Annotated in this window: 18 protein-coding genes; 1 reads left to right on the top strand and 17 read right to left on the bottom strand. The window is 65.0% G+C overall.

Annotated features, from left to right (window positions below; genetic code table 11):
* Window positions 1–10: 10 nt before the first annotated feature.
* From nusA to CF70_RS18845, 5 genes are all read right to left on the bottom strand, one after another.
* The gene (nusA, locus tag CF70_RS18865) at window positions 11–1,486 is read right to left on the bottom strand and encodes a transcription termination factor NusA (RefSeq protein ID WP_035867867.1); all 1,476 of its coding nucleotides are present in this window, start codon (window positions 1,484–1,486) and stop codon (window positions 11–13) included.
* On the bottom strand, window positions 1,483–1,971 hold the full coding sequence (rimP, locus tag CF70_RS18860; RefSeq protein WP_035867865.1) for a ribosome maturation factor RimP: 489 nt from the start codon (window positions 1,969–1,971) through the stop codon (window positions 1,483–1,485). The genes nusA and rimP overlap by 4 nt, the downstream gene beginning before the upstream one ends.
* Window positions 1,972–2,303: 332 nt before the next feature.
* A complete protein-coding gene (rluB, locus tag CF70_RS18855; protein ID WP_035867862.1) occupies window positions 2,304–4,304 on the bottom strand; it encodes a 23S rRNA pseudouridine(2605) synthase RluB in 2,001 nt (666 codons plus the stop codon).
* A gap of 5 nt (window positions 4,305–4,309) precedes the next feature.
* The gene (scpB, locus tag CF70_RS18850) at window positions 4,310–5,377 is read right to left on the bottom strand and encodes an SMC-Scp complex subunit ScpB (protein WP_035867860.1); all 1,068 of its coding nucleotides are present in this window, start codon (window positions 5,375–5,377) and stop codon (window positions 4,310–4,312) included.
* Window positions 5,378–5,963: 586 nt separating this feature from the next.
* Complete coding sequence (locus CF70_RS18845; protein WP_035867858.1) at window positions 5,964–6,722, bottom strand: sulfite exporter TauE/SafE family protein; 759 nt, start codon at window positions 6,720–6,722, stop codon at window positions 5,964–5,966.
* A 286-nt stretch (window positions 6,723–7,008) separates the two neighbouring features.
* On the opposite strand from CF70_RS18845, the gene fnr reads away from it, so the two are divergent.
* Entirely contained in the window at window positions 7,009–7,734 is a 726-nt protein-coding gene (gene fnr, locus CF70_RS18840) for a fumarate/nitrate reduction transcriptional regulator Fnr (protein WP_035867856.1), read from the top strand.
* 161 nt (window positions 7,735–7,895) lie between these two features.
* On the opposite strand, the gene CF70_RS18835 is transcribed toward fnr, so the two are convergent.
* The 12 genes from CF70_RS18835 to odhB form a co-directional block, all read right to left on the bottom strand.
* Window positions 7,896–8,141: a hypothetical protein gene (locus tag CF70_RS18835; protein WP_035867854.1), complete on the bottom strand. Its 246-nt coding sequence runs from the start codon at window positions 8,139–8,141 to the stop codon at window positions 7,896–7,898.
* A 2-nt stretch (window positions 8,142–8,143) separates the two neighbouring features.
* Window positions 8,144–8,359, bottom strand: a complete 216-nt coding sequence (locus CF70_RS18830; RefSeq protein ID WP_081862235.1) for a FixH family protein — start codon at window positions 8,357–8,359, stop codon at window positions 8,144–8,146.
* Window positions 8,360–8,383: 24 nt separating this feature from the next.
* On the bottom strand, window positions 8,384–9,877 hold the full coding sequence (ccoG, locus tag CF70_RS18825) for a cytochrome c oxidase accessory protein CcoG (protein WP_035867852.1): 1,494 nt from the start codon (window positions 9,875–9,877) through the stop codon (window positions 8,384–8,386).
* Window positions 9,878–9,926: 49 nt separating this feature from the next.
* Window positions 9,927–10,853, bottom strand: a complete 927-nt coding sequence (gene ccoP, locus CF70_RS18820; RefSeq protein ID WP_035867851.1) for a cytochrome-c oxidase, cbb3-type subunit III — start codon at window positions 10,851–10,853, stop codon at window positions 9,927–9,929.
* A gap of 3 nt (window positions 10,854–10,856) precedes the next feature.
* Window positions 10,857–11,060 carry a cbb3-type cytochrome oxidase subunit 3 gene (locus CF70_RS18815; protein ID WP_035867847.1) on the bottom strand — a complete coding sequence of 68 codons (204 nt, stop codon included), beginning with the start codon at window positions 11,058–11,060 and terminating at the stop codon, window positions 10,857–10,859.
* A gap of 3 nt (window positions 11,061–11,063) precedes the next feature.
* A complete protein-coding gene (ccoO, locus tag CF70_RS18810) occupies window positions 11,064–11,741 on the bottom strand; it encodes a cytochrome-c oxidase, cbb3-type subunit II (RefSeq protein WP_035867845.1) in 678 nt (225 codons plus the stop codon).
* Between the two features lie 19 nt (window positions 11,742–11,760).
* On the bottom strand, window positions 11,761–13,209 hold the full coding sequence (gene ccoN / locus CF70_RS18805; protein ID WP_035867843.1) for a cytochrome-c oxidase, cbb3-type subunit I: 1,449 nt from the start codon (window positions 13,207–13,209) through the stop codon (window positions 11,761–11,763).
* 232 nt (window positions 13,210–13,441) lie between these two features.
* On the bottom strand, window positions 13,442–13,588 hold the full coding sequence (gene ccoS / locus CF70_RS18800) for a cbb3-type cytochrome oxidase assembly protein CcoS (protein WP_006162067.1): 147 nt from the start codon (window positions 13,586–13,588) through the stop codon (window positions 13,442–13,444).
* A 3-nt stretch (window positions 13,589–13,591) separates the two neighbouring features.
* Window positions 13,592–16,150 (bottom strand): heavy metal translocating P-type ATPase, encoded by a 2,559-nt coding sequence (locus CF70_RS18795; protein ID WP_035867840.1) that lies wholly within the window; start codon window positions 16,148–16,150, stop codon window positions 13,592–13,594.
* 86 nt (window positions 16,151–16,236) lie between these two features.
* Window positions 16,237–17,334: a cell division protein ZapE gene (zapE, locus tag CF70_RS18790; protein ID WP_035867837.1), complete on the bottom strand. Its 1,098-nt coding sequence runs from the start codon at window positions 17,332–17,334 to the stop codon at window positions 16,237–16,239.
* A gap of 149 nt (window positions 17,335–17,483) precedes the next feature.
* Window positions 17,484–18,920: a dihydrolipoyl dehydrogenase gene (gene lpdA, locus CF70_RS18785; RefSeq protein WP_035867834.1), complete on the bottom strand. Its 1,437-nt coding sequence runs from the start codon at window positions 18,918–18,920 to the stop codon at window positions 17,484–17,486.
* Between the two features lie 133 nt (window positions 18,921–19,053).
* Window positions 19,054–20,040: 2-oxoglutarate dehydrogenase complex dihydrolipoyllysine-residue succinyltransferase (odhB, locus tag CF70_RS18780; protein ID WP_035867832.1), on the bottom strand; the 987-nt coding region annotated here is incomplete at its 5' end.

Genomic DNA, 20,040 nt, shown 5'->3' with positions numbered 1-20,040 from the left:
AGCGTGTCCCTCAGTTAAACCAATGTTCCCGTGCTTTCATGATCAGCGCGCGGGCGTCTTCCTCGCCGAGACCAACCATGTCGACAAGTTCGTCGACGGCCAGCTCGGCCAGTTCGTCACGCGTGTGGATATTGCCTTCGGCCAGCTTGCCGATCAGTTCCGGGGTCAGGCCGTCGAGCGAACGCAGATCCTGCGACACCTCTTCCACCTTTTCTTCCCGGGCCAGTTCCATCGTCAAGAGCGCATCGCGTGCGCGGTTGCGCAGCTCGTTGACGGTATCTTCATCGAAGGCGTCAATCTCCAACATCTCGCTGATGGGCACATAGGCCACTTCTTCCAGCGTGGAGAAACCTTCGTCGATCAAGATGTCAGCCACTTCTTCGTCCACGTCCAGCTTGGCCATGAACAACTTGCGCACCACGTCGCTTTCCTCGGCCTGCTTCTGCGCCGATTCTTCCTGCGTCATGATGTTGATCTGCCAGCCGGTCAGCTCGGACGCCAGGCGTACGTTCTGACCGCTGCGGCCGATGGCGACAGCGAGGTTTTCCTCGTCCACCACCACGTCCATGCTGTGCTTTTCCTCGTCGACAACAATCGACTGTACCTGTGCCGGCGCCAGCGCGCCAATCACGAACTGCGCAGGGTCTTCCGACCACAGCACGATGTCGACCGCTTCGCCGCCGATTTCATTACGGACCGCGGTCACCCGCGTGCCGCGCACGCCAACGCACGTCCCGATCGGGTCGATGCGCTTGTCATGCGCCACCACGGCGATCTTGGCGCGTACGCCAGGGTCACGGGCAGCCGCCTTGATCTCCAGCAGGCCCTGCTCCATCTCCGGCACTTCATTCTCGAAGAGCTTGATCAGGAACTCGGGCGCGGTACGCGACAGCTCGATTTGCGGGCCGCGTGCGGTGCGATCCACATTCAGGATATAAGCGCGCACACGGTCGCCGGTGCGCAGATTTTCCTTCGGAATGATCTGGTCGCGGGCCAGCAGCGCTTCCACGCGGCCGGACTCGACGATCAGGCCCTTCTTGTCGGCACGCTTGACCGTACCGGTCATGACCTTTTCGCCACGATCGAGGTAATCGTTGAGGATCTGCTCGCGCTCGGCGTCGCGGATCTTCTGCAGGATCACCTGCTTGGCGGCTTGCGCACCGATACGGCCGAACTCGACCGACTCGATCTGCTCTTCGACAAACTCATCCAGCTGGATGTCCGGATCCTGCTCGCGTGCCTCGAACATGAGGATCTGCTTGTCCGGCTCCTGCAGGCCCTGTTCATCGGGGACCACAAGCCAGCGACGGAACGTCTCGTGCTCACCGGACTCACGATCGATGGCGACGCGAATGTCCACGTCTTCCTCGAAACGCTTCTTGGTTGCCGAAGCGAGTGCCGCTTCCAGCGCACCGAATACCACATCCTTGTCGACGTTCTTCTCACGCGCAAGCGCATCGACGAGCAACAGAACTTCGCGGCTCATTGCTTGTTCCCTTTTTTCTGATTTCCTTTGAAGTCGATCACCGGCACCAGGCGTGCGCGATCGACATCGGATATGGCGAATTCCAGCAGTGCCGTGCCATTCTGGCCTTCGAACTCGAGGCCGACCTGCTCCGCCCCCGGCTCACCGGTGGGCGTCTGCAGGATGCCGACGAAATTCTTCTGGCCATTGACCGGCAGGCGCAGCGTGACCCTGGCTTCCTGGCCCGCGAAGCGGACGTAGTCAGCCAGTTTCTTCAGCGGCCGGTCCAGCCCCGGCGAGGACACTTCGAGGCGCTCGTAGTCGATATTCTCGACGGTCAGCACGTGGGTAAGCTGGCGGCTTACCTTCTCGCAGTCCTCAATGACGATGCCGGTTTCAGGCTGATCGATATAGACGCGCATGAGTCCGCCCGGAGCGCGCTCGAGCTCAACCAGCTCGTACCCCATGCCGTTAAGGGTGGTTTCGATCAAATCTGCCAGATGCACTGTATTCCCGAATAATGGCCATCAATACCGTGGCAGACCCAGCCCACCGGCACGGCCGCCTTTGTTGGCGGCTTGCAGCCTGCTTGCCTGCCAGCCATCCCGACCGGCGCGCCGTGAAACACGGCAAGCACACGAAACGGGCGAAGCAAAAAAAAATGGGCGCAATGCCCATCATTCGCCCACCCTTTTGCAGGATGACTTTTGAATAGACTTGGATTATACGCCGTCGCGATGCAAAAGGCAAAGGCGCCAGAACTTGGCTTGCCAGGAGCGCGGCCCGGGCCGCGCTTTTCCTTGCGTGGCCGGCCCCGCGCGCACTGTCTTCCCTCGCTCTAGCGATTGCCGTCCCGGCCACCGCCGCCGCGAGGACGGCGATTGCCACTGGGCTTGCCAGCCTGCGGCATCACATTGCCGTTGGCTTCACCACCGCCGCGGCGCTGGGAACGGCCTTGGCCGCCACCCATGCCGCCCATGCCGCCCATGCCGCCCATGCCACCCATACCACCCATACCACCCATCGGGCCCATGGGTCCGTTCGTGCCTCGGCTGCCCCGGCCACCGCCGCGCCCCGGACCACCAGGACCACGCGGGGAACCCGCCGCGCCACCGCCAAACTTCGTGGTATGCGAGGTGAGCAGCGTCGGGCCGCCGATATAACCCATCGAGGTCTGCATCGGATCTGGCTGACCCCGGCCTGCGCCACTACCGCGCGGGCCATTGTTCCTGTTGACGCGCGGCAGGCCGTCCATGCCGGTCGGCATCGGCATGCCGGCAATGGCTGCCTCGGTGCGCTGCTGGCGGCCGCCCACCTTTGTGCCACCTCTGGGGCCGCCATCCCCCTTGCCGGGAGCCTTCAGGCCGATGGACGCCATCAGCGCGCGCACGTCATCCGCGGCGAGTTCTTGCCAGCGGCCGCGCTTAAGGCCGCGGGGCAGCAGGAACTGACCGTACCGGGTACGAATCAGGCGCGACACGGTCAGGCCGACGGCCTCGAACATGCGGCGCACTTCGCGATTGCGGCCTTCGGTCAGCGCGACGTGATACCAGTGGTTGATGCCCTCGCCACCGCCGTCGGCGATGCGCAGGAAATTGGCTTCACCATCGTCAAGCTTGATGCCGTGCAGCAGGCGCTGGCGATCCGCCTCCGCCAGCTCGCCCAGCGTGCGGACCGCATACTCGCGCTCCACGCCGTAGCGCGGATGCATGAACTTGTTGGCGATATCGCCCGAGGAGGTAAAGATCAGCAGCCCTTCGGTGTTGAAGTCCAGGCGGCCCACGGCCACCCATTTCCCTGCCTTGATGCGCGGCAGGCTGTCAAACACGGTCGGACGGCCTTCCGGATCCGACTGGCTGACAATCTCGCCCGCCGGCTTGTGGTAAAGCAGCACGCGCGGCGGCTTGGTCGACACACGGCGATGGATCAGCTTGCCGTTGACGCGGACCTGGTCGGCCGGCAGGATGCGTTGTCCAATATGGGCCGGCAGGCCATTGACAGAAACGCGGCCCTGCAGGATCAGCTCCTCCATCTCGCGGCGCGAACCCAGGCCGCCCTCGGCGAGCACTTTGTGCAGCTTGGGCGCATCGTCATCGGCCGAGAGCTCGCGCACCGGCTTTACCTTGGCACGCACACCGCTGGTATCTTCCTGGTCGTACTGGCCGGAGATGACGAAACGAAACAGGTCTTCGCCACTTGCGGCTGCAGCCGCGGGGGCCTTCTCGGGCACGCCCGGAGCCTGGCGCTGCGCGCCGCCCCTGCCTTTGTTTCCCTTGCCTGCCTGGCGCGGGCCACCCTGCTGCCCCTCGGCACTGCCGCGCCTGGCCGCACCCTGCGGCTGCTGGCCTTGCTGCGGCTTGCGCTTGCGAGCGCCGTTGGGGTTGGCGCGGGCACCGTCGCGCTGGCGCTCGCCAGCGGCTTCGCCGCCGGCTTCGCTCGCGCCTTCGGCAGTGTCGCCGCCGGACGCGCGGCGGCCTCGCGGCGCCGGGCGTTCGCCCTGCTGCTCGCCGGCCTGCACGGACTCGCCTTCGGCGGGCTTGCGCTTGCCGCGCGTACGCCCCTTTCTCACGCCATCGCCACGCGCGGATTGCGCGTCCGGTGCGGCTCCCGCGTCCGGACCGCCAGCGAAGGCAAGTGCATCGCCTTCCGCGGCGCGCCCGCCGTCGCGGTCCTGCGTAGCCTGGCGGCGCGTGGCCACCAGATTGCGCAGGCCACGGCGGAGGCCCTTGCGGCGCGGCGCGCCTTCGGCGCCATTGCCGGCATCGCCGGCCGGCGTATCCGCCTGGCGGACGTCTTGATCAACAGAATCGGACAAGGTATTCACATTCGGATGTTGCATGGTGTTCAGTTGGACACGCGCTCGTCGTGCTCGCTGGGGTGCGCCGGATTCGTCTTGGACGCCCCCGGGACTTCGGACTCCTGCTCGCCGGAGGCCACTTGCTCGTGGTAACCGTTGGCGGGTGCTTCCGTTTGCTCATTTGCTTCGCCGTCGTCGACGGCATCCTCCACGGCTGCGCCATCAAGCCGCGCCCCCATGGGCCCGGCGGACACCAGTCCGCTCTCCGGCTCATCATCCGGCTCGGACACCGCGGGTACTTCAGCCTCGGGCACGGCTTGCACTTGCACCAAGGCTTCTTTCTTTTCAAATGCTTCCACCAGTTCGGCGATGCCATCCGTGGCACCGGCATCGAGGACACCAGGGACGGAGCGGGTCAATTCGCCAGCATCGGACACATCGGCAGCGCCAGCGCCGCCCGCAGCCTCCTCGCCGGCCTCGCTTTCACCCCCGCCGGCCTCCGCGAACGCTTCTTCGTCGCTTCCGGCCGGCAAAGCGGGCACAGTGCCCAGTGCCTCGAAATCTATGGGCTCCTGGTTCAGCAGCGCGGCTTGCGTCTGCGCCTGGACATCCTCCAGCGGCGGCAACTCGTCTAGCGTGCGCAGGCCAAGATCATCAAGGAAGTTCTTGGTGGTGGCGTACAAGGCCGGCCGGCCCGGCACGTCGCGGTAGCCGATCACCTCGATCCAGCTACGGTCCTCGAGCTTCTTCACGACTTCGGTGCTCACCGCAACACCGCGGATTTCCTCGATATCGCCCCGGGTGACCGGCTGCCGGTAGGCGATGATCGCCAGCGTCTCCATGACCGCGCGGGAATATTTCGGCGGCTTTTCAGGATTCAGCCGGTCCAGGTATTCGCGCATGACGGGGCGGCTCTGAAAGCGCCAGCCGCTGGCCAGCGCCACGAGTTCCACGCCGCGCTGCTCCCAGTCGCGGCGCAACTCTTCCAGCAGCACCCGAATGGTGTCGGCACCGACGTCGTCGGCAAAAAGCCGGCGCAAGTCATTGACGCGCAAGGGTTCCTGCGCACAGATCAGCGCGGTCTCGAGGACGATCTTCGCCTCTTGGGTATTCATGTGATTGCGTGCAGCCTGTCTTTGCACCTGCGCCCCGGACAAACCCGGACGCACTGGAGATTGCGGGTTCAGCGGTTGGAATTGCCACCGCCATCTGACCGCGCAGCCAACCGCAATGCTTGATGCATGCAGTCGTGCGCTTTCTTTTTTGCATCGGGTGCCGGACCTGCCCGGCAGAAGATCGCCCGGCCACCGGCTATACCTGCCGGTCGACGGAGCCCTTGCGTCGCGCCTTCCCCCTGATGTGGCGGACCTGTCCGGCACGACGTCCGTCGCTCCGGGTGCAAGAAAAATACGGATATCGGGCCTGCTTGGCCTATTTCACCCCGCCCTGCCGTGGCTGGTCTTTTGAACCAAATAATCTTTTGAACCGGACGGCGGATTGGGAACGGTCCCTGGCGGTAATACGTGCTCGAGGGTTCCTGGCATGCATCCCCGAGTGCGAATGCTACCTGACGATGCCACGATGAAATACGCTGCGCGATATCGCTGTTCTTGCGATTGTATGGCATTCCCTGGCAAACCTGCAACCGATTCACACAGGCATCCGCCCGACAAAGTGCGCAATGCGCCATGAAGCGGCGTATCAGAAGACCAGACAGAAGCCGTGCGCAGCCAGCGTCTCTGGCAAAAGCAGCGCGCGCGCCACCCCGACGACACCAAAGGCAGTCACTGCCAAACCGGCAACAGTACGTACCGCCGGGCGGCGCGACCACTGCCTGAGGTAGCCGGACAGGCCCGAGATAACCAGCAGGTTTGGCAAAGTGCCCAGCCCGAACACGGCCATCACCAGCGCTCCCGAAGGGGCGTTCCCGGCCAGCAGCGCCATCGCCAGGGCGCCATAGACCATGCCGCATGGTACCAGTCCCCAGGCCAGCCCCATGCCGTAGCGGCGCAGCAGCCGCCCCTGCGGCAGGCCCAAGGGCGCCAGGCGCACGCCGGCGGCGGCAAGAAAACGGAGCAAACCGCCAGCGCCGCGCGCGGCAAACCGCTCCAGCCAGCCAGCCCCCACGACGCGCCCACGCAACATCCATAATCCCGACATGACCAGCATCATGCTGCCGATCCCGAACAGCCAGCGCTGCAGCGGCAGGTACTGGGCCTTCCAGACACCGGCGCCCAGGGTACCCAGCAACGCGCCCAACAGCGCATACATGCTCAGCCGCCCGGCATGCATCACCAGGAGTTCGAGCAGCCAGTGGCCCGGCCGGCGCAGGATGATGGCCGGCACACGGGCCGTGCCGCCCTGCTCGGCGGCAAGTGCAATCCCGCCGCACATGGCCGCGCAATGCACACCGCCCAGCAAAGCCAGGGTAAAAACGCTGAAGAGCACGCCTACGGTCAACTTCTCCTCCCAATCACATCCCCTGGCGCGGTAAAATGCGCCCTACGCGCCCCCGCGACTTCAAGAGGCGCTATCAACATGAAGCCCAGCGCCCGCGCACATCCGCGCAATCGCAAATCATGACGACGGGCACGGCAGGCGGCGCCACGCAGATGGCAGGCCCCGCCAGACCCGCGCCAGGCTAATGTGGATAGCGCTTCCAACCGACAGCTCTCAACGTCAAGCTTTCAACTCAATGCGCCTGCCACACGCGCTTGAGTGATTGCGCTAAACCGACAGGCCCCAATTGCTAACATCCATTCCCATTACCGAGATGTCGCCCCGCTGCTCCACTTGCTCGCTGGGACAGCTCTGCCTGCCCGTCGGCATGTCGCAGCAGGACCTCGAAAAAATGGATTCGCTGGTGCAGGAGCGCGTGCGCGTACGCAAGGGCGAGACCCTGTACCGCCTCGGCGATCCGCTCACCGCCGTCTATGCGATCCGCTTCGGCACGCTCAAAACCCACCTGACGATGGAAGATGGCCGCTCGCAGATCACGGGCTTCCACCTCCCCGGCGAAGTCGTCGGGCTCGACGGCCTTGGCGAAATGCAGCACGCATCCGACGCCACCGCCCTTGAGGATACCGAAGTTTGCGTGGTGCGCTTCGGCGACCTCCAGTCGCTGTCCGGTGCGCTCCCGTCGTTGCAACATCAGTTCATGCGGCTGATGAGCAAGGAAATCTCGCAGGACCAGGTGATGCTGATCACGCTGGGCTCGATGCGCGCCGAAGAGCGGCTTGCCGCCTTCCTGATCAACCTTTCGGAGCGCCTCTCCGCGCGCGGCTATTCGGCCTCCGAGTTCGTGCTGCGCATGAGCCGCGAGGAGATCGGCAGCTACCTCGGGCTCAAGCTCGAAACCGTCAGCCGCCTGTTCTCCCGTTTTGCGGAAGCCGGGCTGATCCAGATCCGCCAGCGGCACGTCAAGCTGGTCGACATGACAGGCATCAAGCAGATCATCAACAAGTCCTGCTAGTCCGGCGGGCATCGACCGGCCGCGCGGAGTTTCCCGGCTCCCGCGGCATTGGCAGCCGCCTTGCCCTCCTTGCGCGGCGCCAATGCCACGCCGCGCCGGCCCGGCCACGACACTCCTGCTCCGCCGCCCGCTGCCCCGCAGCGCGAAGATGCGCATCGCGCTCACTCCAGTTCGTCTGTCTCCGCCAGCCGCGTGGGCATGGTGTAAAGCGTCAGGCCGCTCGACAACGAACAAAGCGCCCACGCGACCAGGAAGCCCACGGTGTAAACCGCCTCCCGCGACGCCTCGACCGGCTGTCCGAAGAAGCGCAGATCGCCGGGATCGACCATCGAAAACACCAGGGCGGTCGTCAGCCCGGCTACCAGGAAGCCGGGCCATAGCACCCACATCAGCCAGCGCAGTCTCATGGTCACCTCGCCTGCGCCGTGGCCGGCTCAGCCTGCCGCCCGATACCCGTCTTCTCGACCACCAACCCGTGCCGCGATACGCCATCGACAACGGGCGGGTCCGGGTGCGTCATGGCCAGCCAGATCGTGACCCCGCAGGCCACCATCGCCAGCAAGGGCCCGCTCATCAGCAGCCATGGCCAGGGCTCCTTCCACCAGGGATTGCTTTGCTGCATCATCAAGCCTCCTCCAGATTTCTCGGTTCAAAGATTGCGCGGCACGATGAAGCTGGTGCCCTGGCTGATTTCCGCGCCGCCCCCACTGTCGTCTCCTGTCGCAGTGACTGTCACCTGGATCTTGTGGGTGCCCTGGCCAGCGGCTTCGATCGGCACGCGCACGCGAATCGGAATCAGGCGGTTTGAGGTGGGCTCGAGATTGCCGGCAGCGTGATCGTATTCCACAGCCAGGCCCTTCAGGTCATCACTGTCCGCGCGAATGGCCACATGCATCGGCGCCTCGGTCGTGTTGATCAGTTGCAGGCGATAGACGTTCTCGATCCAGCGTCCCTCCACTTCCCTGCCCAGCGCGCCGCGGTCGCGGATGATATCGACCTTGAGCGGCGTGCGCATGGCCAGCGACACCGTGAAGCCGGCAACCAGGACCAGCCAGATCACCGAGTACACCACCGTGCGCGGCCGGAACAGACGCTTGCGCGCCTCTGCCTCCGGCAGCACGCTGCGCATGGCGTTCTCCGACGTGTAGCGGATCAGCCCGCGCGGATACGCCATCTTGTCCATGACCTGATTGCAGGCGTCGATGCAGGCGCCGCAACCGATGCAATCGTACTGCAAGCCGTCGCGAATATCGATGCCGGTGGGACAGACCTGCACGCAGATGCTGCAGTTCACGCAATCGCCCAGGCCGGCGGCCTGGTGATCCACCTTGCGCGAGCGGCTGCCGCGCGGCTCGCCGCGGCCCACGTCATACGTCACCACATACGTGTCGCGATCGACCATCACGCTCTGGAAGCGTGCATAAGGACACATGTACTTGCACACCTGCTCGCGCATGAAGCCGGCGTTGCCCCAGGTGGCGAAGGCGTAGAACAGCATCCAGAACGTTTGCCACGGCCCCAGCGACAGGCTGAGCACGTGGCCGCCCAACTCGCGAATGGGCGAAAAGTACCCTACGAAGGTAAAGCCGGTCCATAGCGCGATCACGATCCAGAGCGTGTGCTTGGTGGCCTTGAGCCGCAGCTTGCGCGCGCTCCACGGATCGCCATCCAGGCGGATGCGGGCAAAGCGATCGCCTTCCACATGCCGCTCGATCCACATGAAGATTTCTGTGTACACCGTCTGCGGACAGGCATAGCCGCAGAACAGGCGACCCGCGATCGCCGTGAACAGGAACAGCGAGAGCGCAGAAATCACCAGCAGCACGGACAGGTAGATCACATCCTGCGGCCAGAGCACCAGGCCGAAGATGTAGAACTTGCGCGCGCCGAGATCGAACAGCATGGCCTGGCGGCCGTTCCATTGCAGCCAGGGCATGCCATAGAAGAACAGCTGGGTCAGGACCACCATCCAGACCCGCCAGCTCGAGAACGCCCCTGTGACCGAGCGCGGATAGATCTTGCGGCGGACTTCGTACAGGGTTTCATCCGAGGTTTCCCCATCCCCCGTGGCGGATGCGGGCGCCCGCAGAGGCCCCCAGGCGGCTCCGTGCTTTCTCAGCGGTTCCGGTTCCGGGGCATTCATGGGCGATCACCCCCAGCGGCACGCAGGCTCCCTACGCAGGCGTCGCGGTTCATTGCCCGCTCCCTGCGGGGGCTGCCCCATTGTTCGACAGTCCCCAGACATAGGCCGTCAGCATGCGGATGCGCTCCGGCGTCAGGATTTCCTCGTGTGCCGGCATGTGGTTGTTGTGACCCTTCAGGATGGCGTCGACGATGTTTGCCTCCGAACTGCCATACAGCCAGACCTTATCCGACAGGTTGGGCGCACCGAGCGCCTGGTTGCCCTTGCCGGAAGAACCATGGCAGGCCGCGCACGTGGACTTGAATGTGCTCTCGCCACGCGAGGCGCGAATCGGATCGGAAGACAAGCCTGACAGCGAACGAACGTATTGCGCCACGTCGCCGGCCAGTTTGCCGTCGATGGTCGAAGCGAATGACGGCATCACGCCGTTACGCCCCTTCGTAATGGTCTGGGTGATGGTGGCGGGATCGCCGCCATACAGCCAGTCGTTGTCGGTCAGGTTGGGAAAGCCGCGGCTGCCGCGCGCGTCGGAGCCATGGCATTGCGCGCAGTAGTTGAGAAACAGGCGCTGCCCGATCTCGCGCGCAGCCGGATCCGCGGCCACCTGCTTGACGTCCATCTGCATGTACTTGCCATAGACATCGTTCTGCACCTGCTCAGCCGCCTTGCGATGCGCCTCCAGCTCGACCCGGCTGGAGGTCTTGAGCACGCCGGCGTAGGAACCCAGTCCCGGGTACAGCACCAGGTAGACCAGCCCGAAGAGGCAAGCCAGCAGGAACATCCACATCCACCAGCGTGGCAGCGGATTGTTCAGCTCGCGCAGGTCGCCGTCCCACACGTGGCCGGTGTCTTCGGTAGCGCCGGCCACCTTGACCACCTTGCGTTGGGAGAACAGCAGCCATATGCACCAGACGATGCCTACCAGCGCAATGGCGGCGATGTAGTAACTCCAGAAATCCGTGAAGAAGTCGCTCATGACTCAGTGTTCCTGCTTGGTGTTGTTTGCGCCGCCGGCACGATGGCGGCCGTCGTGGTTCGCGGCCAGCGGCTCGTCGGGCAGGGCGAATGGCAGCATGGCCGACTCCTGGTTGGCTGCCTTGCGGCCGGACGACCAGGCCCACCAGCAGATCGCGAGAAACGCCACCATCGAGATCACGGTGGAAAACGCAGTGATCATTGCCATGGCTTACTCCTTGGCCGGCGCGGCTGCGGGCTGAGCCGCGGCTGCGGTGTCCACACGCACATTGCGCTTGCTGATGCCAAGCTCCTGCAGGTAGGCGACCATCGCGTCCTCTTCGGTCTTGCCTGCCAGCGTGGCGGGCGCCTGTTCGATCTCGGCGTCGGTATAGGGCACACCCAGCCGCCTCAGCGCACGCATGCGGTCGCGGATATCGTTGGCCTGCAGCGGAGCCTTCTCCAGCCACGGGTAGGACGGCATCACCGACTCGGGCACCACGTCGCGCGGATTGCGCAGGTGGATGCGCTGCCAGTCATCGGAATAGCGGCCGCCCACGCGCGCCAGGTCGGGACCGGTACGCTTGGAGCCCCACAGGAAGGGATGGTCATAGACCGATTCGCCGGCCGTCGAGTAGTGGCCATAGCGTTCGACATCGCCCTGCAGCGTACGCACCTGCTGCGAATGGCAGCCCACGCAACCCTCGCGGATATAGATATCGCGGCCCATCAGGCGCAGCGGCGAATACGGCTTGATCCCCTTGTCGGGCTCGGTAGTGGAGTGCTGGAAGAACAGCGGCACAATCTGGACGAGCCCGGCGATGCTGACCACCAGGATGGTGCAGATGATCAGCCAGCCGATGTTCTTCTCCAGGGTCTCGTGCGTAAAGAAGCTTCGTTTTTCAGACATCGTTTCTATCCTGGAATGATCAATGGGCGGAGGCACCAACGCTGGTCGGGATCGGCGCATCCACCGCGGGCTTGCCGATGATGGTCCGCGCCACGTTGTACGCCATCAGCAACATGCCGGAAAGGAAACACAGGCCACCCAGCAAGCGGATCAGGTAGAACGGGTACTTGGCCTTGACCGCTTCCACGAAGGCGTAGGTGAGCGTGCCATCGGGCTGCGTGGCCCGCCACATCAGGCCTTCCATCACGCCTGCGATCCACATGGAGGCGATGTACAGGACCACACCGATGGTGGCGATCCAGAAGTGCAATTCGATCAGCCGCACGCTGTACATCTCCTTCTCGCCAAACAGACGCGGGATCAGGTAATAGAGCGAGCCGATCGAAATCATCGCGACCCAGCCCAGTGCACCGGAGTGCACGTGGCCGATGGTCCAGTCCGTGTAGTGCGACAGCGCGTTGACGGTCTTGATCGACATCATCGAGCCCTCGAAGGTCGCCATGCCGTAGAAGGACAGCGCCACCACCAGGAACTTGAGGATGGGATCGGTGCGCAGCTTGTGCCAGGCACCCGACAAAGTCATGATGCCGTTGATCATGCCGCCCCAGGAAGGCGCCAGCAGGATCAGCGAGAACACCATGCCGAGCGATTGCGCCCAGTCGGGCAGCGCGGTGTACTGCAGGTGGTGGGGGCCGGCCCACATATAGGTGAAGTTCAGCGCCCAGAAGTGAACGATCGACAGGCGGTAGGAGTAAATCGGGCGGCCGGCCTGCTTGGGAATGAAGTAATACATCATGCCCAGGAAGCTGGTGGTCAGGAAAAAGCCCACAGCGTTATGGCCGTACCACCACTGCACCATGGCGTCCTGCACGCCGGCATAGGCCGAGTAGGACTTCCACATCGTCACCGGCATCTCGACGTTGTTGACGATGTGCAATATGGCGATGGTCAGGATGTAAGCGCCGAAGAACCAGTTGGCCACATAGATATGGCGGGTCTTGCGCTTCATGATGGTGCCGAAGAACACGATGGCGTAAGCCACCCAGACCAGCGTGATCAGGATGTCGATCGGCCATTCGAGTTCGGCGTATTCCTTCGAGCTGGTGAAGCCCATCGGCAGCGTGATGGCCGCGGCGACAATCACCAGTTGCCAGCCCCAGAACGTGAACGCGGCCAGCGGGCCGCAGAACAGCCGTGCCTGGCAGGTACGCTGCACGATGTAGTAGGAAGTGGCAAACAGCGCGCTGCCGCCAAAGGCGAAAATGACGGCATTGGTATGCAGCGGACGCAGGCGCCCGAAGGACAGCCATGGCGTGTTGAAGTTAAGCTCCGGCCAGATCAGCTGTGCTGCGAGCAGCACGCCGACGGCCATACCGACGATCCCCCAGACTACCGTCATGACGGCAAATTGCCGCACGACGCCGTAATTGAAGGTGTCGGCGCGAGAATACGCGGCGGTGACAGCCATTCAGACCCCCAGATTGGATAAATATGAATTGATGTTGTGACTGTAGGAAAACCGCGCTCCGGGCGTCTTGATCTGTATCAAGCGCACGGGAAAGCATGGGAACTAAGGCGCAACGGCGTCTCGCATCCGCACGCATGCGCGTCGCGCGTAGGCGAGGACAGCCATACTTGCCGCGGCAAGCGGCGGCGAAAAAGGGGGATCTCCATGCGGGCCAGAGCGCGGCCGCGATGGATCAGGGCTTGTCGTTATCGAGCAGGATGGCCTCGCCGGGCCGGTCGAGGTCGTCATATTGCCCGGCATGCAGCGCCCACCAAAGCGCGCCGGCGATCACGGCCACCAGCACCAGGCTCATCGGCACCAGCAGGTAGAGCATGTCCATGTGTCAGTCTCCGGGCTTGCCCGAGCGCAGCAGGCGCCAGGCGTTGGCCACCACCAGCAGCGACGACACCGACATGCCGATGCCCGCCATCCAGGCGGTGACATAGCCGGTCGCAGCCAGCGGGATGGCGATCACATTGTAGGCAAAGGCCCAGCCGAGATTCTGGCGCACCACGCGGCGGGTGCGGCGGGCCATTTCCAGCGCGTTCGCGATCTCGGCCACACGGCCATGGGTCAGCACGGCATCGGCGCCGGCCTGCGCCAGCGGGGCGCCGCTGCCGATGGCGATCGAAACCTGCGCCTGCGCCAGTACCGGCGCATCGTTGATGCCGTCGCCCACCGCCAGCACAACCGCACCGGAACGCTGCAGGTTCGCCACATACTCGCGCTTGCCTTCTGGCGTGACGCCGCCCTCGCGGCGCGCGAGCTGGAAATGGTCGGCCCACCAGCCGACCGTGGCCGGCGTGTCGCCTGACACCAGGTGGCAGGTCACGCCGAGCGCACGCAATGCAGCAAGCAATCGCGCCGACTGCGCGCGTTCAATGTCGGCGAGCACGAACACGGCCTGCGCGCCCTTCGCGCTGCCCAGCCACACCAGGGTGGCGCCGCTGCGCTCGCTGGCTGCCAGCGCGGTGGAGATACCTTCACGGTCCGTGCTTGCGCTCGTGCCCAGCGCAGCCACAAACTCGAGCCGGCCCAAGCGGTAACGCTGCCCGTCCACTTCAGCCTCCAGGCCCTGCCCCGGTACATTGCGCATGGCACTGACGGCATGCGCGCCGCAGGCGAGTCCCTGAGCCTGCGCTGCCTCGACGATGCCCCGCGCGATGGGATGCTCGCCGGAGCGTTCCATGGCCGCGGCCAGTTGCAGGCTGGCATCGGCGCCGGCGTCGCCCAGGGCCAGGATTTCGGTCAGCGCGAAACGGCCTTCCGTGAGCGTGCCCGTCTTGTCGAGCATCACGTCGGTAACGCCAGCGAGCGTTTCCAGCGCGTGACCGCGCGTCAGCAGCAGCCCGCGGCGCGAAAGCGCCGCCCCGGCTGCGGCCAGCGCGGCGGGCGTGGCCAGCGAAAGCGCGCACGGGCAGCTGACCACCAGCACCGCCACCGTCACCAGCAGCGCGCGCGACGGGTCGATCCAGGCCCACCAGACCGCCCCGGCAAGGGCGGCAAGCACCAGCAAGATGCCGACGAACCATCCGGCAACACGGTCGGCCACAGTGGCCAGGCGCGGCTTCTCCGCCAGCGCGCGGTCCAGTACGGCGACGATCTCGGCCAGCCGGGTCGCCGCGCCTACCTTCGACACGCGCAGCTCAAGCGGACTGGTGGTATTGAAGCAACCCGCCAGCACCGGATCGCCGAAACCACGCGGCACCGGTCGGCTCTCGCCGGTCAGCATGGATTCGTCCAGTTCACTGGCGCCAGCAACAACGGTCGCATCGGCCGGAACCACCTCGCCAGCCTTGACGCGGATCAGGTCACCTGCGCGCAAGCGCGCCACCGGCACCCGCTCGCCTGCCCCGCCTTCGGCCCGCAGGCGTTCGCAGGTGGCAGGCAACTGCCGCGCGAGCATCTCGGCGCCGCTGCGCGATGCCTGGCGCACGCGCAGTTCCAGATATCGCGCCAGCAGCAGGAATGCGACGAACATGGTGACCGAGTCGAAGTAGACCTCGCCGGTGCCGCGCAGCGTGGCCACCGTACTGGCAAGGAAGCCCGCGCCGACGCCGATCGCCACGGGCACGTCCATGCCCAGATGGCGCTGCCTCAGGCTGCGCCACGCCCCGGCGAAGATTGGCGAAGCCGAGTACAGCACCACGGGCAAGGTCAGCACCAGGCTGGCCCAGCGCATCAACTGCAACTGACCGGGATCAATAGTGGCTTCATGGGTGTAGATGGGCCATGCATACATCATCACCTGCATCATGCCCAGCATGGCTACCGCCATGCGCATCAGCAGGCCACGGCGTGCGTGGCGATCCTGCCGGTCGGAGCGCGAGACCTCGAATGGCCACGCCAGGTAGCCGATGCCGGCCAGTGCCGCGAGCAAGGCGGAAACCGGCTGCTCGGCCGCGCGCCAGCGCACCACCACGCGGCGGGTCGCCACATTGGCGATCACCGATTCCACGCCAGGCAGGCTGCCGAGGTGCTGCTCGATCAGCCAGGCACAGGCCGCGCAACGGATATTCTCCGGCGCCAGCGTGATCTCGGCACGGCGCTCGTCGAGCGGGCGCACGAACTGCGCCCGCAATTCCTCGGTGTCATAGGCGGCCCACACGGGCTCGGCCTCGCGCCGCGCCGCCTCGTCGATGGGGCGGGCAAAACGGGCTTGGTCGCCATAAAGATGCCCAAACCCGGCGGCGTGCAGGGTCTGCGCCAAGGCCTGGCAGCCACCGCAGCAGAAGGATTGATCCTTGCCGTCGATGCTGGCGCGCAGGGCGGGCTCGGCGGCTGAAAGCGGCTGTCCGCAGTGAAAGCAGCCTTCCTGCACGACGGCCGTCAGCGCGCCGCTTGCGCGTGCAAGCGGCGAATTGGGCAGATCGGGCAGGGAATAAGCAGGAGAAGGCGGCATCGGGGCTCTTTTTTACCAACTGCATGGTAAGAGCCCAGGCCGCAAGCCGCCTTGATACAGATCAAGCGTGCGGCGGGATGGCCGCCTCAGGTCAGCGAGGTGTCGACAGTACGGCGCGGCGCTTCGAGATATTCGCGCGACTGCATCTCGATAATGCGCGAGACCGTGCGGCTGAACTCATTGGCCATCTGACCTTCCGTATAAAGCTCATCGGCAGGCACTTCCGCAGAGATCAGCAGCTTTACCTTGTGATCGTAGAAGACGTCGATCAGCCAGGTGAAACGCCGTGCTTCCGAGGACATGCGCGGCGTCATCTTCGGCACATCGGAGAGGATCACCGTGTGGAACTCGGTGGCCAGTTCGAGATAGTCGTTCTGCGAGCGCGGGCCGCCGCACAGCGTATTGAAATCGAACCAGACCGCCCCGCCTGCCTTGCGCAGCGCACGCAGTTCGCGATGCTCGATATGCAGGATGGGCGACTCGTCGGCCACACCGGCAATGCTGGTAAATGCGTGGCGCAGCGCCGAACTGGCCTCGGGCCCCAGCGGTGTGTGATAGGCCTCGACCTGCTCCAGCGCACGCTTGCGATAGTCGATGCCGGCATCCACGTTGAGCACGTCGAGCTTCTGTTGCAGCAGCGCGATTGCCGGCAGCACACGGTCACGGTGCAGCCCGTCCGGATACAGCAGGTCGGGCCGGTAATTGGAGGTCATCACGAACTGCACGCCGTTTTCGAACAGCTGCTGCAGCAGGCGGTGCAGGATCATCGCGTCGGCCACATCGCTGACGTGGAATTCGTCGAAGCAGATCAGGCGGAAACGCCTTGCAATCCGCTTGGCCAGTTCGTCCAGCGGGTCCGGGCGGCCGCGCAGCTCTTCCAGCTGGCGGTGGACCTCGCGCATGAATTCGTGGAAGTGCAGCCGCGTCTTGCGCACCACCGGCACGCAGGTATAGAAGCTGTCCATCAGGAAGGACTTGCCGCGCCCCACCCCACCCCACAGGTAGACACCCTTGGGCACGTCCGGGTGCACCAGCAGCTTCTTCAGCGTGCTGTTGCGCCGGCTCTTGTACGCCACCCACTGGTCATAGCACTGCTGCAGCCGGTCGACGGCGCGCAGCTGCGCCTCGTCGGAGGTGTAGCCACGTTGCTTCAGTTCCTGCTCGTAGTACTCACGGACGTTCATGCTGACTGCTTGCGCTGGATGCCGGGAGGCTCCGGCTTGAATGAGGATCGGGACGCCTGACAGGGCAAATAGCCCCTGTCACCCCGAAAGCGAAAACGGCGCGCCGCTGGAGCGGCGCGCCGGTACTCAACAATACGAAGGCTTGTGCCTTACATATTGAGCTGGCGCTTGTCCACGGCGAGTGCGGCTTCGCGCATGACTTCCGACATCGACGGATGCGGATGGCAGGTGCGGCCGATGTCTTCGCTGGCGGCCTTGAACTCCATCGCCACCACGGCTTCGGCGATCAGGTCCGACGCGTTCGCGGCAACCACGTGCACGCCCAGGATCTCATCGGTCTTGGCATCGGCCAGCATCTTGACGAAGCCATCCGAATGGCCCATGCCCAGCGCACGGCCGTTGGCCATGAACGGGAACTGGCCGGACTTGTACTCGCGGCCCTCGGCCTTGAGCTGCTGCTCGGTCTTGCCCACCCATGCGATTTCCGGGAAGGTGTAGATCACCCACGGAATGCAGTTGTAGTCGATGTGCGGCTTCTGGCCGGCGATGCGCTCGGCAACCGCCACGCCTTCGTCCTCGGCCTTGTGCGCGAGCATCGGGCCACGCACCACGTCACCGATGGCCCACAGGCCCGGCACCTTGGTGGCGCAGTGGTCGTCCACCTCGATAAAGCCGCGCTGGTCGGCAGCCAGGCCGATGGCGTCCAAACCGAGGTTGTCGGTGTTGGGCACGCGGCCGACCGACACGATCAGGCGATCGACATCCAGCGTCTGGGCAGCGCCGTCCTTGTCGGTGTAGCTGACAGTGACGTTGTCCTTGCCGGTCTTGACTTCATTGACCGTCACGCCCAGGCTGAACTTCAGGCCCTGCTTGGTCAGCAGCTTCTGCGCTTCCTTCGCCACACCTTCGTCGGCGGCGCCCAGGAACGCCGGCAGCGCTTCCAGCACGGTCACTTCGGCTCCCAGGCGGCGCCATACCGAACCCAGCTCGAGGCCGATCACGCCGGCACCGATCACACCCAGCTTCTTCGGCACGCCGGAGAACTTGAGCGCGCCTTCGTTATCGCTGACCAGCACGTTGTCCACCGCGACGCCCGGCAGGTGACGCGCCTTGGAGCCCGTGGCGATGATGACCTGCTTGGCCGTCACGACTTCGGCGCCGGCCTTGCCGGCGATCTCGACCTGGAAGCCCTCGGCGGTCTTGCCGACGAACTTGCCGTAGCCCTTGAGCAGCGTGACCTTGTTCTTGCGGAACAGGAACTCGATGCCCTTGGTCATCTTGCCGACGATATCGTCCTTGCGCTTGAGCATCTTGGCCACGTCGACCTTGACGTCGCCAACCGTGATGCCGTGGTCGCCCAGGTGATGCTGCACGTTCTCGAATTCTTCCGAGGAGGCCAGCAGTGCCTTGGAGGGGATGCAACCCACATTCAGGCAGGTGCCGCCCAGGCGCGGTTCGTCCTTGGGATCGTCGTAGGCATTGCCTTCGCAGCAGGCCACGTTCAGGCCCAGCTGGCCGGCACGGATGGCGGCGATGTAGCCGCCGGGGCCGGCACCGATGACCAGCACGTCGAATTGTTTGCTCATGGAAATTCCTTTTGCAGCCCGGGCCGGGGCAACATCGCCCGCCAGGCCGCCTTCAACTCTTCGGTCCGTCATGCCCGCCCGCGCCGCGTATATCTGCGGGCATGGCGGGCAAGACCTCAGTCAATGCGGATGATTACAGGTCCAGCAGCAGGCGGGCCGGATCTTCCAGCGCATCCTTCATGGCGACCAGGCCCAGGACGGCTTCGCGGCCGTCGATGATGCGGTGGTCGTAGGACATGGCGAGGTAGTTCATCGGACGGATCACGATCTGGCCGTCTTCCACCACCGCGCGGTCCTTGGTGGCATGCACGCCCAGGATGGCCGACTGCGGGGGGTTGATGATCGGGGTAGACAGCATCGAACCGAAGGTGCCGCCGTTGGAGATCGAGAACGTACCGCCAGTCAGCTCTTCCAGGGACAGCTTGCCGTCACGGGCCTTCACGCCGAATTCGGCGATCTTCTTCTCGATGTCCGCCAGGCTCATCTGGTCTGCGTTGCGCAGGATGGGCACCACCAGGCCGCGCGGCGAGCCCACCGCGATACCGATGTCGAAATAGCCGTGGTAGACGATGTCATTGCCGTCGATCGAAGCGTTGATCAGCGGGAACTTCTTCAGCGCGTGCACCGCGGCCTTGACGAAGAAGGACATGAAACCCAGCTTGACGCCGTGTTCCTTCTCGAAGCGGTCCTTGTATTTGGCGCGCAGGTCCATCACCGGCTTCATGTTCACTTCATTGAAGGTGGTGAGGATGGCGTTGGTGGATTGCGATTGCAGCAGGCGCTCGGCGATACGGGCGCGCAGGCGGCTCATCGGCACGCGCTCTTCCGGACGGTCGCCCAGCGCGGCGAAGTCCACCGGGGCGGAAACCTGCTGCAGCGCCGGCTTGGCGGCGGCCGGAGCCGGAGCGGCCTTGGCGGCAGGCGCGGCGGCCGGAGCAGCGGTCGCGGCCAGCACGTCGCCCTTGGTGATGCGGCCATCCTTGCCCGTGCCAGCGACCTGGCCGGCCGACAGGCCACCTTCGGCCATCAGCTTGGCTGCCGAAGGCATGGCAACGGCGCCGGCTGCGGCGGGCGCAGCGGCGGCCGGTGCGGCAGCGGGAGCAGCGGCTGGCGCCGGGGC

The organism is Cupriavidus sp. SK-3, from assembly GCF_000611145.1.
Taxonomy (GTDB): Bacteria; Pseudomonadota; Gammaproteobacteria; order Burkholderiales; family Burkholderiaceae; genus Cupriavidus.
The sequence above is the reverse complement of the archived record's forward strand: the minus strand, read 5'-3'. Positions and strand labels throughout refer to the sequence as shown.

What these genes read in the sequence shown, in the direction of transcription:
- ccoN (WP_035867843.1), bottom strand. Translation starts at nt 13,209, where the DNA reads ATGGCTGTCACCGCCGCGTATTCTCGCGCCGACACCTTCAATTACGGC.
- ccoS (WP_006162067.1), bottom strand. Translation starts at nt 13,588, where the DNA reads ATGGACATGCTCTACCTGCTGGTGCCGATGAGCCTGGTGCTGGTGGCC.
- lpdA (WP_035867834.1), bottom strand. Translation starts at nt 18,920, where the DNA reads ATGAGCAAACAATTCGACGTGCTGGTCATCGGTGCCGGCCCCGGCGGC.
- ccoG (WP_035867852.1), bottom strand. Translation starts at nt 9,877, where the DNA reads ATGAATGCCCCGGAACCGGAACCGCTGAGAAAGCACGGAGCCGCCTGG.
- nusA (WP_035867867.1), bottom strand. Translation starts at nt 1,486, where the DNA reads ATGAGCCGCGAAGTTCTGTTGCTCGTCGATGCGCTTGCGCGTGAGAAG.
- CF70_RS18815 (WP_035867847.1), bottom strand. Translation starts at nt 11,060, where the DNA reads ATGGCAATGATCACTGCGTTTTCCACCGTGATCTCGATGGTGGCGTTT.
- ccoP (WP_035867851.1), bottom strand. Translation starts at nt 10,853, where the DNA reads ATGAGCGACTTCTTCACGGATTTCTGGAGTTACTACATCGCCGCCATT.
- zapE (WP_035867837.1), bottom strand. Translation starts at nt 17,334, where the DNA reads ATGAACGTCCGTGAGTACTACGAGCAGGAACTGAAGCAACGTGGCTAC.
- ccoO (WP_035867845.1), bottom strand. Translation starts at nt 11,741, where the DNA reads ATGTCTGAAAAACGAAGCTTCTTTACGCACGAGACCCTGGAGAAGAAC.
- CF70_RS18830 (WP_081862235.1), bottom strand. Translation starts at nt 8,359, where the DNA reads ATGATGCAGCAAAGCAATCCCTGGTGGAAGGAGCCCTGGCCATGGCTG.
- scpB (WP_035867860.1), bottom strand. Translation starts at nt 5,377, where the DNA reads ATGAATACCCAAGAGGCGAAGATCGTCCTCGAGACCGCGCTGATCTGT.
- CF70_RS18835 (WP_035867854.1), bottom strand. Translation starts at nt 8,141, where the DNA reads ATGAGACTGCGCTGGCTGATGTGGGTGCTATGGCCCGGCTTCCTGGTA.
- rluB (WP_035867862.1), bottom strand. Translation starts at nt 4,304, where the DNA reads ATGCAACATCCGAATGTGAATACCTTGTCCGATTCTGTTGATCAAGAC.
- CF70_RS18795 (WP_035867840.1), bottom strand. Translation starts at nt 16,150, where the DNA reads ATGCCGCCTTCTCCTGCTTATTCCCTGCCCGATCTGCCCAATTCGCCG.